This is a genomic window from Pseudomonas parafulva NBRC 16636 = DSM 17004, assembly GCF_000730645.1.
Lineage (GTDB): Bacteria > Pseudomonadota > Gammaproteobacteria > Pseudomonadales > Pseudomonadaceae > Aquipseudomonas > Aquipseudomonas parafulva.
In genome coordinates this window covers 74,298-91,740 of record NZ_BBIU01000023.1, presented here as the reverse complement: position 1 = coordinate 91,740, position 17,443 = coordinate 74,298, and the positions used below count along the sequence as shown (strand labels likewise).

The 17,443-nt window shown below is 63.8% G+C and carries 10 protein-coding genes; 7 read left to right on the top strand and 3 right to left on the bottom strand.

Features of this window, described 5'->3' with window-relative positions; genetic code table 11:
- Positions 1–90: 90 nt before the first annotated feature.
- The gene (locus PPA02S_RS15555) at positions 91–5,541 is read right to left on the bottom strand and encodes a dermonecrotic toxin domain-containing protein (protein WP_245614714.1); all 5,451 of its coding nucleotides are present in this window, start codon (positions 5,539–5,541) and stop codon (positions 91–93) included.
- Between the two features lie 165 nt (positions 5,542–5,706).
- Here PPA02S_RS15555 and pip point away from each other — a divergent pair, with 165 nt between their 5' ends.
- The 7 genes from pip (at position 5,707) to PPA02S_RS15520 (ending at position 14,479) form a co-directional block, all read left to right on the top strand.
- A complete protein-coding gene (pip, locus tag PPA02S_RS15550) occupies positions 5,707–6,678 on the top strand; it encodes a prolyl aminopeptidase (RefSeq protein ID WP_028631958.1) in 972 nt (323 codons plus the stop codon).
- On the top strand, positions 6,675–7,112 hold the full coding sequence (gene dtd / locus PPA02S_RS15545; RefSeq protein ID WP_028631957.1) for a D-aminoacyl-tRNA deacylase: 438 nt from the start codon (positions 6,675–6,677) through the stop codon (positions 7,110–7,112). Before pip ends, dtd begins: the two co-directional genes overlap by 4 nt.
- Positions 7,113–7,375: 263 nt before the next feature.
- A complete protein-coding gene (locus tag PPA02S_RS15540) occupies positions 7,376–9,097 on the top strand; it encodes a glucan biosynthesis protein G (protein WP_211230851.1) in 1,722 nt (573 codons plus the stop codon).
- Positions 9,090–11,657, top strand: a complete 2,568-nt coding sequence (gene mdoH, locus PPA02S_RS15535; RefSeq protein WP_028631955.1) for a glucans biosynthesis glucosyltransferase MdoH — start codon at positions 9,090–9,092, stop codon at positions 11,655–11,657. The genes PPA02S_RS15540 and mdoH overlap by 8 nt, the downstream gene beginning before the upstream one ends.
- A 232-nt stretch (positions 11,658–11,889) precedes the next feature.
- A complete protein-coding gene (locus tag PPA02S_RS15530; RefSeq protein ID WP_028631954.1) occupies positions 11,890–12,690 on the top strand; it encodes a transporter substrate-binding domain-containing protein in 801 nt (266 codons plus the stop codon).
- 99 nt (positions 12,691–12,789) lie between these two features.
- On the top strand, positions 12,790–13,752 hold the full coding sequence (locus PPA02S_RS15525) for an amino acid ABC transporter permease (protein ID WP_028631953.1): 963 nt from the start codon (positions 12,790–12,792) through the stop codon (positions 13,750–13,752).
- Positions 13,745–14,479, top strand: a complete 735-nt coding sequence (locus PPA02S_RS15520) for an amino acid ABC transporter ATP-binding protein (RefSeq protein ID WP_028631952.1) — start codon at positions 13,745–13,747, stop codon at positions 14,477–14,479. Before PPA02S_RS15525 ends, PPA02S_RS15520 begins: the two co-directional genes overlap by 8 nt.
- Positions 14,480–14,612: 133 nt before the next feature.
- Here PPA02S_RS15520 and PPA02S_RS15515 read toward each other — a convergent pair whose 3' ends face one another.
- On the bottom strand, positions 14,613–16,556 hold the full coding sequence (locus PPA02S_RS15515; protein WP_028631951.1) for a methyl-accepting chemotaxis protein: 1,944 nt from the start codon (positions 16,554–16,556) through the stop codon (positions 14,613–14,615).
- A 153-nt stretch (positions 16,557–16,709) separates the two neighbouring features.
- The gene (locus PPA02S_RS23680) at positions 16,710–17,423 is read right to left on the bottom strand and encodes a methyl-accepting chemotaxis protein (RefSeq protein ID WP_371262488.1); all 714 of its coding nucleotides are present in this window, start codon (positions 17,421–17,423) and stop codon (positions 16,710–16,712) included.
- Positions 17,424–17,443 lie beyond the last annotated feature (20 nt).

Genomic DNA, 17,443 nt, shown 5'->3' with positions numbered 1-17,443 from the left:
GTTCGCGGCTGAAGCCGCTCCCACACAGGTCCCTGCTAAATCAATATGTCATGTGCAGGTCCGTAAGAGCTTGCGATGAGTTGCGGTGCGTTATGTCTGATTGACCTGCGCAATCGTCAGGTCCCGCAGCAGTTCCAGCGCCTCTTGTACCGCGGCGGCCTGCAAGGCACCTTGCAGGTCCAGCTCCTGGGCCAGGGGATAGTCCAGGCTAGCCAGCGCCAGTACACGCTCGCGCAAGTGCGCCTGGATCTCGGCAAAGCGTTCGGCGTATTCCCCGCGCAGCCGTGCCGTCCAGTCATCGTTGGCCATCAGGTAGTCGATCAGCGGCTGGCCCCGTTCGCTGCGCCGTACTGCTTCCAGCACTTCGGAAATCTCGTCAGGGGCCAGGTTGGCCGCACTGCGAAAACGCATGCCGTCGGCGATCGGCAGGTCCAGTTCCCGTGCCAGCTCCCGGCGGTAGGCCAGGCGCACCGAGACCAGGTCACCCTGCCTGGAACGCTGGCTGGCCAGGCGTTCGAGCTGTTCGATACGGAACAGCTGCAGCAGGCGCTGACGCATGGCCTGCAGCGTGTCGCCTGCCTCGATCAGCAGGCGTTGCCCCATCAGGTACAGCTCGATGTTGTTGAACTCCTGCAGCGCCCCGTCGTGGCACGTCTGCGCGCCGCTTTCAGGGTCGGGCAGGGCCGCTTCGGCAATCGCCTCCATCACCGGGCGTTCGCGTTCGTTGCTCGCTGCCAGCACCAGCATCATCCGCACCCGCTCGCAAAAACTGCCGCGGGTACCCGGTGCTACATACGGTGCCGCGTTGCGCAAGCGGCCCACCAGGCGCAGTAGGGGGCTCCCGCCCAGGGTTTGCCAGCTGTCCTGCAGTGCTGTGTTCTGCGCTTCGCTGCCCAGCAGCCAGTCTTCCAGCCGGGGCATGTCGTCGCCCATCAGCGGGAAGTGCGGGTGGTCGAGTGAGCCTTCGCTGGAACTGTCCACCAGCATCAGGTTTTCCGGAATGTCCAGGGCGAAGGAGTAGCTGTGCTGGCTGTCCGAGAAGGTGCGCACGCGCAGGATGGTTTCCAGGGGCAGTGGGTTGTCGAACAGCGCAATGGAGGAAATCGGCATGGGGTTGTTCAGGTTCGAGAGAATGTGCTCGGGCAACTGAGCGATGTTGTTGTTGCTCAGGTCCAGCAACTCCAGCGGCAGCAGGCTGTCGCACCAGTTTGGCCAGCCCTGCAGGTTCATGTTGGCCAGGGTCAGCGATTGCAGGTTGTGGGCCAGCCGGGTGGGCACCTGGGCGATGGCTGCCGAGCGGTTACCGGATAGATCGAGCGATGTCAGGTGCTCCAGGCGCGCAAAGGCTTCCAGCATGGTCTGGTCAACCTCCAGCCCCATGTTGCGGAACTCCAGGTGCGTGAGGCGGGGCAGGCGTACCAAGGTAGATGCTAGTGCCCCCGTGGCTTCCTGATGGCTGTCGATCGTGAGGCGCGTGATGTTGGGGAACCGGCTCAGCAGTTCATCGAGCTGTGTCGCGGACCCCTGCAGCCGCGTCAGGCTCAGTGCCCGTACCCGCTCGCCGAAGAACGGCGGCAGGCGCCGCGGAAAGTTGGCGATGGCGACGTCTTCCAGTTGCAGGCGCAGGTAATGCTGCCCTTGCTCCTGCTGCTCCCAGAACTGCGTGACAGCTGCCTGTATGCGCTGCCTGTCTTCCAGGGCAGCCTGGGTCAGTGGGTTGCTGGAGCTGGAGGCCTGGGCCCAGCCGTCGATGGCGTCTCGCATCTGTTGCCGCTCTTCGCGCAGGCGTGCCAGGCGTTCGGCCAGCGTCGCCGGTTGGTCGGTGCTGATGCCGGAGGCGTCCATGCGCTCGTTCAGCAGCAGGCGCTGCAAGTGGGTTTCGTTGATGGCGTTGCCTTGCAGCGAAATCACCGGCGGGCTGGTCAGGGCCTCTGCCTCGTTGAGCAGAAACGCGGGCAGTGCCCTGAGGTTGTTGTCGCGCAGTGACAGGTGGGTGATGCGGGCCAAGGCGTCGCTGCCGATACCAATTGGCCACTGGGAAAGCTGCATCTGGTTCAGCCCGAGGTAATCCAGGGTCAGCTCATGGAAGCTTGGGCTGTTGTTCTGGGCCAGGCGGTTGCCACTGAGGTCCAGGTAACGCAACTGGCCCAGGCCTGCCAGCAGGTTCACGTCACTTTCGGAAAACGCGATGTTCTGGTTGGTCAGTACCAGGCGCTGCAAGCCCGGCAGTTGTTCGGCAATGGTGGGGATGCTGAACAGAAAAAACGAAGGCGTTGCCCTGGGATCATAGGGGCGGGTGATTTCCAGCGCCTCGATGTTCGGCATCTGGCGCAGCAGGCGTTGCAACAGGCGCTCGTTCTGCGCCCAGCCCGACAGGGCGCCGGATGGCAGGTCGACCAGGCTCAGGCTGCGCACCTGAGCGTTGAAGAAGTCAGGCAGGGTCAGCGGTATATCGGCCAGTGGAACCTGGGTTACCCGTAGGTTGATCGTGGGCGTGCTGCTGGCCTGCAACGCGGTGGCCTGCCAATGCTGCAGGATGGCCTCGCGCAGGTTGTCGTAACTGCGCGCAGCCTGGTCGGAGGCCGGTGTGATGGCTTCGCCCCAGTCGTCCAGGCGGCTGATCAGTTCGTGGCGTTGTTCGAGCAAGGTCTGCAAGTGGTCGAGCATCTGCCGCTGGGATAGCCCCCTGCTGGCCAGCGCTTGCAGGGCCTGTTCAGCCGACCTGTCATCCGCGGCAAGGCCTGCCGCCTGCGCTGCCGTGAGCAATGCCTGGCGCCCCACGCTCTGTGTGGCCGGGCCACCTCCACCAAGGCGGTAACCCAGCCTGCCGTCGGCCAGGCGCATCGGCGAGCGATACCCGGGCCGCACGGGCTGCATCCCCAGCACCGCTCGTAGAGCGGCGCGGGGCAGTGGGGGGCGCTCCTGCAGCAACCGTTGCAGTGCTTGCGGATGGGCCACCCCCATCTGCGCCATGGCCTGCGGCAATGCCTGGTGCAAGGCGGCGTACAGATTGGGGTGCAGTACGATTGCAGCACCCGGCTGGCTGTATTCGTGAACGATGTAGCCAGCCCGTGCATGGGTGATGGTGACGTACGCCCCATCGCCTTCACCGCCTACCGCATGTTCCGCCGCAGGCCAGGTGCTGCGCTGCAGCAGGCGTAGCCGTGTGCCGCCAGGCCAGCCTGGCAGCTGTGCCAGGGTTTCGAGGATCAGACGGTCGCTGTCCCAGGTGCGCACGCACGCCAGGTGAAGACCCTCATACGCGCGGGCCAGGCGTACCTGCTGCTGATAAACGCGGATTTCTTCTGCTACACGCAACGGGACTTTGCTGTGGGCCAGCATGTCGCGCTCGGCGCTGCTGAGCGCGGCGGCCACTTCTTCGCTCACCGCCTTCGGCAGCGCCGGATACGCTCGCTGGATGGCCTGGGCGTCGGCGCCTGTCGGGTTACCAAGGGCCGCGTAGGCTTCGCTGAAACGGGTGGCCCAGGTGGTGGCGTCGGCTTGTAGGCGTACTGCCTGGTCCAGTTTGAAGCGTTGCAGGGTGTCTTGCAGCAAGGCCGGCAGCGGCAGGCTTTCTGCCAGCGACCGGCGTAACGCGTCTTCGGAAACGCCGCTGACAGCAAGAATGCGGCGCAGGGTTGGTGCATCGAAGTGAGCGCTCAGATGCCCGGCGCGATGCAGCAAAGCGATACCCGACCAGTTGCGCGGCTGGTCTATGACGTGCAGCCATGCGCCAGCCCCATTGTGTCGCAGGGGCGGTCGATAGCGGCCGGGTGTGTGCGGATGCTCCACGTAATAGTCACCGGTGTCTGGCGAGCGGCCGACGGCATAGTGGTTGCCCTCCAGGGCCAGCCAGCTCCGGCCCTGGTAGTGACGCAGGCCAAGCGAGTCGGGCTCAAGCTCAGGCGGCAGCGGTTGCTGGCTGCGGTAGGGGGTGAGGTCCGGCTTCCACAGGCACAGCTGGCCGTCGGTTGTTTCGACTTCGTGCAGTTCCTCGATGAAGGACGGCGTGGCTACCGGAGCGGGTGGGGCACCAGGCGTGCCTCCCTGGCCCTTGATCACATTGGCGGCAACGGCAAAGGCGGCCATGGCGGCGACGTTCTCGACAACGTCCACCAAGTAACCGTAGGCAGTGTCGCGCTCGTCGTTGTGCCAGGCGTCGATCCCTTCGTACACCTCATGTGCCAGCTGGGCCACGCATACAGCAAGCATCAGCTCGCCCAGGCCCGGGATGACAAAGCCGGCGATGTTCAGTGCACCCAGTACTCGCCCGGCAATCAACTGCCGGTGCGCCTGTGCCGAGCGGCGGTCGACGATTTGTGTGGGTATGGCGTGGTACAGCACGTCCATCTCATGGCGCTGGGCGCGCTGGAAGGCCATGGCGCCCTGGAACGTATGGCGCAGGGGTTGGGCAACCGGATACAACTCGGCATGGGGTGCCGGCGCCCGCTCACGTATGCCGCGCTCGCTCCACTGCAGGGGTGTCAGCCGGTCCCGCAGGCGGCTGATGGTAGAAGCCTGGTCACGGTCGGGTATGTGCCGGTCGAGGTAGGTGATGTCGGCCAGCAGCCGGTCCCGCAGCGCCGAGTGCAACGCCTCGAGCGTCGGGAACTCCTTCAACGGCGTTGCCTCATCCTCGGGGATGTACAAGGCGACGGCCTGATGGCCGTCGGTGCGCAGTGTCACCAGCAGCACGCCGGTCAATTCCGTTTCCCAAAGCTGCACGAGGCTGAAGTGCACACTGGCATTGGCCGAGGGTGGCTGGTCCAGGGGTACTCCCAGTGCAGCGGTATACAGCGCCCGGCTGATATCGCCCTTGAGCCTGGCGAAATGCAGTGCCTGGCGAAACGCCGACACCTGCGCATTGCCCAGGCAGCGGTAAACGGCCAGCGCCGCTTCATCGGAGCCTGGGTAGTAAATGGCATGCACCAGCTCGTGGTACTTGCCACCGATGTCGAGCGTGCGGCATAGCCCGGCGAAGTCTTCGGCAGAGATCGCCAGCGCGTTGGTGATGGGCACGCTGCCCATGTAGCGGCGGTGGTCGACGATGACCGATTTTTTCAGCATGCCTGCGGGTGCGTCCATCCCGCCAGGCTCGGCAGCGGCTTGTTCGAAGTTGTGCAGCGCACACTGCAGCAGCGAGCGGGTGGCGCGGTCAACGGCCTGGCGGCTGTCGCCAGCCGTGGCGCTGTCGATCTGCCGCGCATCGATGAGGTAGGTGGTGCGTACGTCCAGCTCCAGCCCGAATCGCTGCTTGATGGCGTCGCTCAGCAGGTCACAGGCGAAGCGTTCCAGGTCGGGCAGTTGCGTGAACAGCTGTTGCACCTGCGCCTGATTGTCACGGTGGCGGGCGTGCTCTGCCTGCCACGCCCTTGCTACATCGGTTTGCTGGGCAAGCGCTGGCGTCAGCCAGGCGGGGGCGAGGTGCCAGTTGCGCATGGCCTGGTGGATGGCCGGCGGTGCGGCCTTGAGCCAGGCAGGCACCTGGCGTTCAAGGGTGGCAGCGTGAAAGGTGGGTTGTTCGGTGGCTGCTGTTGGCATGGGGGAGCCCTTCGGAGATGACAGGGCACTGTCGCTGGCCGGTTGCGCCGGTAGGAGGTAGATATCTGTGGCCTGGTAGTGGCTCAGGTAAGCGGGGACGGTGCCGAAACTGCAATTCAGGTTTATGATGGCCCACGGCCGAACCATCCTCACACGGAGTGCGCAATGCAGACCCTCTACCCGCAGATCAAACCCTACGCCCGGCACGATCTGGCCGTGGAAGCGCCGCACGTGTTGTACGTTGATGAAAGCGGCTCGCCGGAGGGGTTGCCGGTGGTGTTCATCCACGGCGGGCCAGGCGCCGGTTGCGACGCTCAGAGCCGTTGCTACTTCGACCCCAACCTGTACCGCATCATCACCTTCGACCAGCGCGGTTGTGGCCGCTCCACGCCACACGCCAGCCTGGAAAACAACACCACCTGGCACCTGGTCGAGGACATGGAGCGTATCCGCGAGCACCTGGGCATCGATAAATGGGTGCTGTTCGGCGGCTCCTGGGGTTCCACCCTGGCGCTGGCCTACGCCCAGACTCACCCCGAGCGTGTTCACGGCCTGATCCTGCGGGGCATCTTCCTGTGCCGGCCGCAGGAAATTCAGTGGTTCTACCAGGAGGGCGCCAGCCGCCTGTTCCCGGATTACTGGCAAGACTACGTGGCCCCGATCCCGCCCGAAGAACGCGGCGACCTGGTGGCGGCGTTCCACAAGCGCCTGACCGGCAGCGACCAGATCGCCCAGATGCACGCGGCCAAGGCCTGGTCTACCTGGGAGGGCCGTACGGCCACCCTGCGCCCCAACCCGCTGGTAGTGGACCGCTTCTCGGAGCCGCAGCGGGCGCTGTCGATTGCCCGCATCGAATGCCATTACTTCATAAACAATGCGTTCCTCGAGCCCGACCAGCTGATTCGCGATGTGCCTAAAATCGCCCATCTGCCGGCAGTGATCGTGCATGGTCGCTACGACGTCATCTGCCCGCTGGACAACGCCTGGGCATTGCACCAGGCCTGGCCCAACAGTGAGCTCAAGGTCATCCGCGATGCTGGCCATGCCGCCTCCGAGCCCGGTATCACCGACGCCCTGGTGCGGGCTGCCGACCAGATGGCCCGGCGCCTGCTGGACCTGCCCCTGGAAGAAGCATGAAAGGCCTGCTGCAGCGGGTGCGCGGTGCGCGCGTGGAAGTGGCGGGGCAGGTGGTAGGTGCCATCGACCAGGGGCTGCTGGTGTTGGTGGCTGTCGAGCCTGAAGATTCCCGCGAACAGGCCGACAAGCTGTTGCACAAGCTGTTGAACTACCGTGTGTTCAGCGATGAGCAGGGCAAGATGAACCGCTCGCTCAAAGACGTGGGCGGTGGCTTGCTGCTGGTGTCGCAGTTCACCCTGGCAGCGGATACCCGTAATGGCATGCGCCCGAGCTTTTCCACTGCGGCGCCACCTGCGCTTGGCGCCGAGCTGTTCGACTACCTGGTGGAGCGGGCCAAGGCCAGCCACCCCGAGGTTGCGACGGGCCAATTTGGTGCAGATATGCAGGTGCACCTGGTGAATGATGGCCCTGTAACATTAATGTTACAAATTTGAGGTTAAAAAACCCCTGCCCATTGGGAAAACAAGGGGTTTTGTACGATAAATAGTTGTTGCAGCCTGATGCGTTGTCACGCGACCTGCTGGATAATCGCGCGCTGCATGGGCCTGCGTTCGCAGGTTCGTTTCACTCTGACTCGAGCAATGTCTGGATCCGTTTGGGGAATCATTACGCCCTTACGGGGTCCGAACAGTGCTCGCCAACCCGGCATTTGTCGCTGGCCGTTGGTTTCATGATCTGTTTTCGGCGAGGGTTGCTCGTGATTGTTAGTCCCCAAAAAGCATCAAGAATCCCTGGCGTCCGGCTACGCAAGGCGCTGATGGCCAGCGTGGCGTTGGTCGGCCTGATGAGCGCGGGCCAGCTATGGGCATTCAATCTTGACGATGTTGCAGCCAAGGCAAAGGATCTGGCCGGCCAGAAGTACGAAGCCCCCAAAAGCAACCTGCCGGCCGTGTTCCGCGATATGAAGTTCGCGGACTACCAGAAGATTCATTTCCTGCAGGAAAAGGCCGAGTGGGCCAACGACAAGACGCCGTTCAAGCTGTCCTTCTACCACCAGGGCATGCACTTCGACACCCCGGTGAAGATCAACGAGGTCACCGCCACCAAGGTCGAGGAAATCAAGTACGACCCGAGCCGGTTCGAGTTCGGCGACGTCCCGCATGACGCCGACGCCACCAAGAACCTCGGTTACGCCGGTTTCCGCGTGCTGTACCCGATCAACAAGGCCGACAAGCAGGATGAAATCATGACCCTGCTTGGCGCCAGCTACTTCCGTGTGGTCGGCAAGGGCCATGTGTACGGCCTGTCGGCCCGTGGCCTGGCCATCGACACCGCGCTGCCGTCGGGGGAGGAGTTCCCGCGCTTCACCGAGTTCTGGGTCGAGAAGCCCCAGCCGGCCGACAAGCACCTGGTCATCTATGCCCTGCTGGACTCGCCGCGTTCCACCGGCGCCTACAAGCTCACCCTGCGCCCTGGCAACGACACGGTGGTAGACGTGCAATCGCGTGTTTACCTGCGTGACCACGTCAGCCGCCTGGGCATCGCACCGCTGACCAGCATGTACCTGTTTGGCCCTAACCAGCCCTCCAAGGTGCTGAACTATCGCCCGGCACTGCATGACTCCGAAGGCCTGTCGATTCACGCCGGCAACGGTGAATGGCTGTGGCGCCCGCTGAACAATCCCAAGCACTTGTCGGTCAGCAACTTCAGCGTGGAAAACCCGCGCGGTTTCGGCCTGATGCAGCGCCAGCGTGCCTTCAGCGACTTCGAAGACCTGGACGACAACTATCAGAAGCGCCCAAGCGCGTGGATCGAGCCCAAGGGTGACTGGGGCAAAGGCTCCGTCGACCTGGTGGAGATCCCGACCGCCGACGAAACCAACGACAACATCGTTGCGTTCTGGAGCCCGGAAAAACTGCCTGAGCCGGGCGAAGCCATGGACTATGCCTACCGCCTGCACTGGACCATCGACGAGCCCAAATTCCAGGCCCCTGAGTTGGGCTGGGTGAAGCAGACCCTGCGCTCCACCGGTGATGTGAAACAGTCCAACCTGATCCGTCAGCCGGATGGCAGCGTTGCCTTCCTGGTCGACTTTGCCGGCCCTGCGCTGGCTGCTCTGCCGGAAGACACCCCGGTGCGCAGCCAGATCAGCGTGGGCGACAACGCCGAAGTTGTGGAAAACAACCTGCGCTACAACCCTGAAACCAAGGGCTGGCGCCTGACGTTGCGGCTCAAGGTGAAGGATGCCAATAAAGCGACCGAGATGCGTGCCGCACTGGTGCGTGATGTGCCGGTAGAAGCTGCCGCACCTGCCCAGGAAACCAAGCAGGACAAGGCTGCTGCCAAGCATGCCAAGGCCGGCAAGGCGACCAAGGCCGAACAACCTGCCGCCGAGGCGGCGCCCACCACCGGGGCCCCGGCCACCACCGAGAAGGTGCTGACCGAGACCTGGAGCTACCAGTTGCCTGCCGATGAGTAACTCAAACGCAAGGCCGGTATCGCTTGGCGAGTACCTGGCCCACCTCCCCCTGAGTGACGAGCAGCGAGCAGAGCTTGCCAGCTGCACGTCATTCAGCGAGCTGCACCAACGCCTGGCTGCCACCCCCCACGCCAGCCCTGCCGAGGCCGTGCAGGCCTCGGTGGGCTCGCGCCTGACCGTGGGCAATGCGGCCGAGCTTGAAGACGCCGAGATGCTCAGTGTCGATGGCAGTGGCCGCCTGCGCCTGAAGATCGCCCCGCCGATCAACCGCACCAAGGTGGTGCCAGAGCCCTGGCGCACCAACGTGCTGGTGCGCCTGTGGCGGCGCATGACAGGGCGCCCCAATGCGCCGCAGCCACCCAAGCGCGAGCTGCCGGCAGCGCGTTGGCGCACGGTGGGCTCCATCCGCCGGTACATCCTGCTCACCCTCATGATCGGCCAGACCCTTGTCGCCGGCTGGTACATGAAGAGCATCCTGCCGTACCAGGGCTGGTCGTTCGTCGACCTGGACGAAGTCACCCGCCAGCCCCTGTGGGACACCGTGGTGCAGGTGTGGCCGTATGCGTTGCAGACGTCCATCCTGATCCTGTTCGGCATCCTGTTCTGCTGGGTGTCCGCAGGTTTCTGGACGGCGCTCATGGGCTTCCTCGAGCTGCTGACCGGGCGCGACAAGTACAAGATTTCCGGCAGCAGTGCCGGTAACGAGCCGATCGCTGCCGACGCGCGTACTGCGCTGGTGATGCCGATTTGCAACGAAGACGTACCCCGGGTGTTCGCCGGCTTGCGCGCCACCTTCGAGTCGGTGGCGGCCAGCGGCAACCTCGACCGTTTCGACTTCTTCGTGCTCAGCGATACCAACGACACCGACATCGCCGTGGCCGAGCAACAGGCCTGGCTGGATGTGTGCCGTGAAACCAAAGGCTTCGGCCGTATCTTCTACCGCCGCCGTCGGCGCCGGGTGAAGCGCAAGAGCGGCAACCTCGACGACTTCTGCCGTCGGTGGGGCGCCGACTACAAGTACATGGTCGTGCTCGACGCCGACAGCGTGATGAGCGGCGAATGCCTGAGCAGCCTGGTGCGCCTGATGGAGGCCAACCCGGATGCCGGTATCATCCAGACCGGGCCCAAGGCCTCTGGCATGGACACCCTGTACGCGCGCATGCAGCAGTTCGCTACCCGTGTATACGGCCCACTGTTCACCGCCGGCCTGCACTTCTGGCAGCTGGGTGAGTCGCACTACTGGGGGCATAACGCGATCATTCGCATGAAGCCCTTCATCGAGCACTGCGCCCTGGCGCCGTTGCCCGGCAAGGGTGCGTTCGCCGGTGCGATCCTGTCCCACGACTTCGTCGAGGCAGCGCTGATGCGCCGTGCCGGTTGGGGGGTATGGATCGCCTACGACCTGCCAGGCAGTTATGAAGAGCTGCCGCCCAACCTGCTGGACGAGCTCAAGCGCGACCGCCGCTGGTGCCACGGCAACCTGATGAACTTCCGCCTGTTCCTGGTGAAGGGCATGCACCCGGTGCACCGTGCGGTGTTCCTCACCGGGGTGATGTCGTACCTGTCGGCACCGTTGTGGTTCCTGTTCCTGGTGCTGTCCACCGCGTTGCTGGCCACCAACACGCTGATGGAGCCGCAGTACTTCATCGAGCCCTACCAGCTGTACCCGTTGTGGCCCCAGTGGCACCCGGAAAAAGCCGTTGCGCTGTTCTCCACCACCATCGTGTTGCTGTTCTTGCCCAAGCTGCTCAGCGTGATCCTGATCTGGGCCAAGGGCGCCACCGAGTTCGGGGGGCGCATCAAGGTCACCCTGTCGATGCTGATGGAGATGCTGTTCTCCATGCTGCTGGCACCGGTGCGCATGATCTTCCACACCCGGTTCGTGCTGGCCGCGTTCCTGGGCTGGGCGGCGACCTGGAACTCGCCGCAGCGCGATGACGACTCCACCCCGTGGAGCGAAGCGCTACGCCGTCATGGCCCGCAAACCCTGCTGGGCTTTGCCTGGGCTGGGCTGGTGGCGTGGCTGAACCCGAGCTTCCTGTGGTGGCTGGCGCCAATCGTCGGTTCGCTGGTGCTGTCGATCCCTGTGTCGGTGATTTCCAGCCGCACGCGCCTGGGCCTGGCGGCCAAGGATGAGAAGCTGTTCCTCATCCCGGAAGAATACGCCACGCCGCAGGAGCTGCTGGCCACCGACCAGTACACCCACGAGAACCGCTGGCATGCCCTGCATGACGGCTTCGTGCGGGCAGTGGTCGACCCACGCCAGAATGCCCTGGCCTGCGCCATGGCCACCGCGCGCCACGGTCAGGCAGCGCCCATCGAAGCATTGCGCGTTGAGCGGGTGGCCAAGGCGATGGAGGTTGGCCCGAAGGGGCTGGACCTCAACACCCGCCTGGCGTTGCTCAGCGACCCGGTGGCGTTGACCCGCCTGCACGAGCAGGTATGGGCCGAACACAATGCGGCCTGGATCGATGCATGGCGTGCGTCGATCAAGAACGACCCGCATTCGCCGCTGCTGCCGCTGCACCCGGAGAACGAAGGCCAACCGGCACTCGCCTGACAGGCTTCTTCGCGGGTAAACCCGCTCCTACAGGGTTATCCACACATCCTGTAGGCGCGGGTTTACCCGCGAAGCTTTTCAGGGCCCAGGCTGATTTTGGCCAACAAAGTCCCCGCCAGCTCTAGGTCCCCAGCCCACCATGCGTTAGCATCCCTCTCCGACAGTACGCAGCGGCCAGTACGGCCGTGCCAATAAAAAAGATTCGCTACTTTTATTTCCAGGGGACTTGGTGATGTTCAAGAAATACCTTTCGCGACTGCTGGTGGGTGTTACCGCCCTGGTCGCCGTAACGGCCGTACAGGCAGGCGCCATCGACGAAGCGGTCAAGCGCGGTACCTTGCGGGTGGGCATGGACCCAACCTACATGCCGTTCCAGATGACCAACAAGCGCGGCGAGATCATCGGCTTCGAGGTGGACATCCTCAAGGCCATGGCCAAGTCGATGGGCGTGAAGTTCGAGGCGGTTTCCACGGCCTACGACGGCATCATCCCAGCCCTGCTGACCGACAAGTTCGACATGATCGGCAGCGGCATGACCCTGACCCAGGAGCGCAACCTGCGCCTGAACTTCAGCGAACCCTTCATCGTCGTGGGGCAGACCCTGCTGATTCGCAAGGAGCTGGCCGGCGAGATCAAATCGTACAAAGACCTGAACAACGAGAAGTATCGCCTCACCTCCAAGCTGGGCACCACTGGCGAAATGGTCGCCAAGAAGCTGATCGGCAAAGCCAAGTACCATGGCTATGACAACGAGCAGGAAGCGGTCATGGACGTGGTCAACGGCAAGGCAGATGCTTTCGTCTACGACGCACCGTACAACGTGGTGGCTGTGGAGAAGGCCGGTGCTGGCAAGCTGCTGTTCCTCGAAGAACCCTTCACCTACGAGCCGCTGGCCTTCGGCCTGAAGAAGGGCGACTACGACAGCATCAACTTCATCAACAACTTCCTGCACCAGATCAAGCATGACGGGACCTACGATCGTATCCACGACAAGTGGTTCAAGAACAAGGACTGGCTGAAGGACATGGAATAAGAGGCATCCTCAGGCCGCAAGCTGCAGGTTGCAGGCAGACGCCGACCGTTTCTGCCTGCAGCCTGTGGCTTGCGGCTTGCCGTTTTCTGGAGTAACCCCGTGATCAAACACAACAAAGCCCGGTGGCCCTGGCATGGCCTGACCGCGCTGGTGCTGGTGGGCCTGGCGTTCAGCCTGTACATGGCCACCTCGATGATTTCCTACGAGTGGCGCTGGAACCGCGTGCCGCAGTACTTCGCCTACCAGGCCGAAGACGTACAGCGCGCAGCCGGTTATGGCACCGTGCAGGATATCGTCGTGGCCGGCGACAACGCCCGCGTTACCCTCAAGGATGAAAACGGCGACCAGCAGGTGCTGGAAGTGGCCAGGGACAGCCTGCAATTGAGCCGGGGCGACGATGTCGCCGAAGGCGACCAGATTGGTGTCACCCGCCATTGGGCTGCCGGCCCGCTGGCCTGGGGCTTGTGGACCACCTTGTGGATTTCGGTGGTGTCCGGGGCGCTAGGCCTGGTAATCGGCCTGTTCGCCGGGTTGTGCCGGTTGTCCACAAACCCCACCCTGCACGACCTGTCGACTGTCTACGTAGAGCTGGTACGCGGCACGCCGCTGCTGGTGCAGATCTTCATCTTCTACTTCTTCATCGGCACGGTGCTCAACCTGTCCCGCGAGTTCGCCGGTGTCGCCGCGCTGGCGCTGTTCACCGGCGCCTACGTGGCAGAAATTGTCCGCGCGGGTGTGCAGTCGATCGCCAAGGGCCAGAACGAAGCAGCCCGCTCGCTGGGCCTGAACGGCGCGCAGTCGATGCGCCACGTCATCCTGCCGCAGGCGTTCAAGCGTGTACTGCCCCCGTTGGCCGGGCAGTTCATCAGCTTGGTCAAGGACACCTCGCTGGTATCGGTGATCGCCATCACCGAGCTGACCAAGAGTGGTCGCGAAGCCATTACTACGTCGTTCTCCACCTTCGAGATCTGGTTCTGCGTGGCAGGCCTGTACCTGCTGATCAACCTGCCGCTGTCGCACATCGCCAGCCGGCTTGAGCGGAGGCTTGCGCAAAGTGATTGAAGTTCGTGACCTGCTGAAGGTATTCGACACCCGTGGCCACGTGGTGCGGGCTGTGGATAACGTTTCCACGCAAGTGGCCAAGGGCGAGGTAGTGGTGGTGCTGGGCCCGTCGGGGTCTGGCAAGTCCACCTTCCTGCGCTGCCTCAATGGCCTGGAGCATTTCGACCAGGGCCATGTAGCCATCGATGGGCTGCCGTTGGCTGACCCGAAAACCGATATCAACGCCTACCGCCGTGAAGTCGGCATGGTGTTTCAGCACTTCAACCTGTTCCCGCACATGACCGTGCTGGAAAACCTCTGCCTGGCGCAGAAGGTGGTGCGCAAGCGCAGCAAGGCCGAACGCGAAGCCAAGGCCCGTGCACTGCTGCAAAAGGTGGGTATTGCGGAGAAGGCTAACGAATACCCCTCGCGGCTGTCGGGCGGGCAGCAGCAGCGGGTGGCCATTGCCAGGGCCCTGGCCATGGACCCCAAGGTGATGCTGTTCGACGAGCCGACCTCGGCGCTGGACCCGGAAATGGTCGGCGAGGTGCTGGATGTGATGAAAACCCTGGCCCTGGAAGGCATGACCATGGTTTGCGTCACCCACGAAATGGGCTTTGCCCGCGAAGTGGCGGACCGGGTGCTGTTCTTCGACCATGGCAAGCTGCTGGAAGACTCGCCGCCGGCAGCGTTCTTTGCGGCCCCGAAAGACCCGCGCGCCCAGGCGTTTCTGCGCCAGGTACTGTGAGGCCGGTGGGGGCGTGTTTATCCGCGAACGCAGAGGCAGAGCATTCGCGGGTAAACCCGCTCCCACAAGAATTGCGACGACCTCGAGTTTTTGTGTAAGACAGTTGCTCCCATACCTGGGCTGCCTCACCCTCTCAGATGTTGAAACGCCCCACCATCCCGCGTAGTTGCTGGCCGAGTTGTTCCAGCTCGCCGCTGGATTCGGCCGTCTGCTCGCTGGCGACGCTGGTCTGATCGGAAGCATCCCGCACATTCAGCACGCTCCGGTTGATCTGCTCGGCCACCACGCTTTGTTGCTCGCTGGCCGTGGCGATCTGCTGGTTCATGCCCTGGATGCTCGACACCGTATCGGTGATCTGGCTTAACGCATGCCCGGCCCTGCGGCTCAGTTCCACGCTCTGTTCGGTAAGGTTCTTGCTGTTGTCGAGCAACCGGGTCACTTCATCGGTGCCGTTGTGTAGGCTGTCTATCAGTTGGCCGATCTCTTCGGTCGCGGTGGACGTACGCTGGGCCAGGCCGCGTACTTCATCGGCCACCACGGCGAAGCCGCGCCCGGCTTCACCGGCCCTTGCCGCTTCGATGGCGGCATTGAGGGCCAGCAGGTTGGTCTGTTCGGAGACCGACTTGATCACGTCCAGAATGCTGCCGATACGCTGGCTTTCGCCGGCCAGGTGCTGCATGGCTGCCAGGCAATGGTCCATCTGCCCGGCCAGCTGTTCGATACGGCCGATGGCTTCAGCCACCACCTGGTCGCCCTCCTGGGCCTGCTGGTCCGCGTTGGTCGCGGCCATCGAGGCCTGTTCAGCGTTCTGCGCCACCTCTTGTACCGTGGCGCTCATCTGGTTCATGGCGGTGGCCACCTGGTCGGTTTCTTCGCGTTGCTGGCTGATCCGCAGCTTGGTGTCCTCGCTGCTGGCGGCCAGTTGCGTAGCAGCCTGGGACAGTTGCCCCACACCCTTGTCGATGCCGCCAATCAGCTCGCGCAGGCTCAGGGTCATTTCGCGCATGCTGGTCTGCAACTGGCCCATCTCGTCACGCCGCTGCACGGTTTCCACCTGGCTCAGGTCGCCTTTGGCGATGCGCGCCGCCACCACCAGGGTCTGGCGCAGCGGCTGGGTGATCTGCAGGGTAATCAGCCACCCGGCAATCACACCCACTACCAGCGCCAGCAGGGCGACGCTGGTAAGCAGTGAACGCGCAGCCAGCGCCTCACGGTCGCGCTGCTCCACCTTGCGCTTGCCCAGCTCCAGGCTGACCGCGCGCATTTCGTCGCCTTTTTTCTCCATGCTGTTCTGCAGTTGCTCGGCGCGTACAGCTGCACGCCTGTATTGCTCAACGGCGGCCCGGTACCTGGCCAGCTCGCTGCCTGGCAGCTCCGTCACGGTGCGGGGCAGGCCCAGTGGGGCCACGGCCTTGATCAACTGGCCAAGGCTGGTGTCGGCGGCGTCCAGCGCCTTGTCGCCCACCTTGGCGAAATCCTCCATGGGCGAGAAGGTGTAGGCGGGCATCAGGCTCTGCTGGTTGGCGCTTTCCACATGGCGGCTGAGGGTGTCCATCATGCCCAGTATGCCGCCTTGCTGGCCGTCCGCTGGCATCTTCAGCAGGGCCTGGGTTTCCAGCTCGTCGATGGCAGCATTGAGCCGTTCCTGTTGCGCCTGCATGGCTTCACGCAGTGTGCTGCGGCTGGCCGTTGTGCGTTGCAGCTCGGCAAAATCGCCGCGCAGTTGCTGCAGCAGGGCGAGTTTGTCCGTGAGGATCTGCCGCGACTCTTCCACGCTGCTGCGTTGTTGCAGGGTGGTCAGCATGGTGTCCAGCTGCTCCAGAATGCTGGCGATGCGTGCCTTGCTGGTGTCGTCGTTCAGCACACGGTAAGTGATGCGTTCAGCGCGCAGGTCCTTGGTCAGGTCGTTGATGCGGCCTATTTCGCTGAGCTGCTGTGAGCGGACAATCGCGCCATCGAGGGCGCGCCATCCGCTGATGGTGGTGATCAGCGTCAGCAGCAGGACCACGGCAAAGCCGAGGGCCAGCTTGGCTGCGACGCTGATATTGCCGAGCTTGCGGTTCAGGTAGCCGAGCATGGTGAGTCTCCGTTCGGTTGGAAAGGGGATGCAGGCGCTTTGCGCGCATCACACCCTTGCCAATCGGCGGAGCAGGTGTAGGACTTGACCTGATAATCAGGTAGGAAACGTCACCCTGTGCTGTACGAAGAATTACCTATGCTCGTTGCCGGATCATAGCCTGAACCGGCCTACCAAACCCTGCAGGTGCGTGCCCAACCGCGCCAGCTCCACGCTGGAGCTGGCCGTCTGCTCACTGGCCGACGAGGTCTGGTCGGAGATATCCCGCACATTGATCACGCTGCGGTTGATTTCCTCGGCAACGGCGGTCTGTTCCTCCGCGGCGGTGGCGATCTGCTGGTTCATGGCCTGGATCGACGACACGGTGCGGGTGATGGTATCCAGCGAAGTGCCGGCGCGGCGGGTCAACTCCACACTGCTGTCAGTCAACTGGCGGCTGTTGTCCATCACGCTGGCCACACGTTGGGTGCCGCTTTGCAGGCCGGCGATCAACTCCTCGATTTCTTCGGTCGACTGCTGGGTGCGTTGCGCCAGGCTGCGTACCTCGTCGGCCACCACGGCGAACCCGCGCCCGGCTTCACCAGCCCGGGCAGCTTCGATGGCCGCATTGAGTGCCAACAGGTTGGTCTGCTGGGCCACCGACTTGATCACATCCAGCACGCTGCCGATCTTGTCGCTCTCGCCCTTGAGCTGGCTCATGGCCTCGCTGGAGTTGACCACTTCACGGGCCAGGCGCTCGATCTGCGCCACCGCCTCGTTCACCACCCGGTCTCCTTCACGGGCCTGCTGGTCGGCCATCAGCGCGGCCTCCGAGGCCTGTTCGGCATTGCGCGCCACCTCGTGAACGGTGGCGGTCATCTGGTTCATGGCGGTGGCGACCTGGTCGG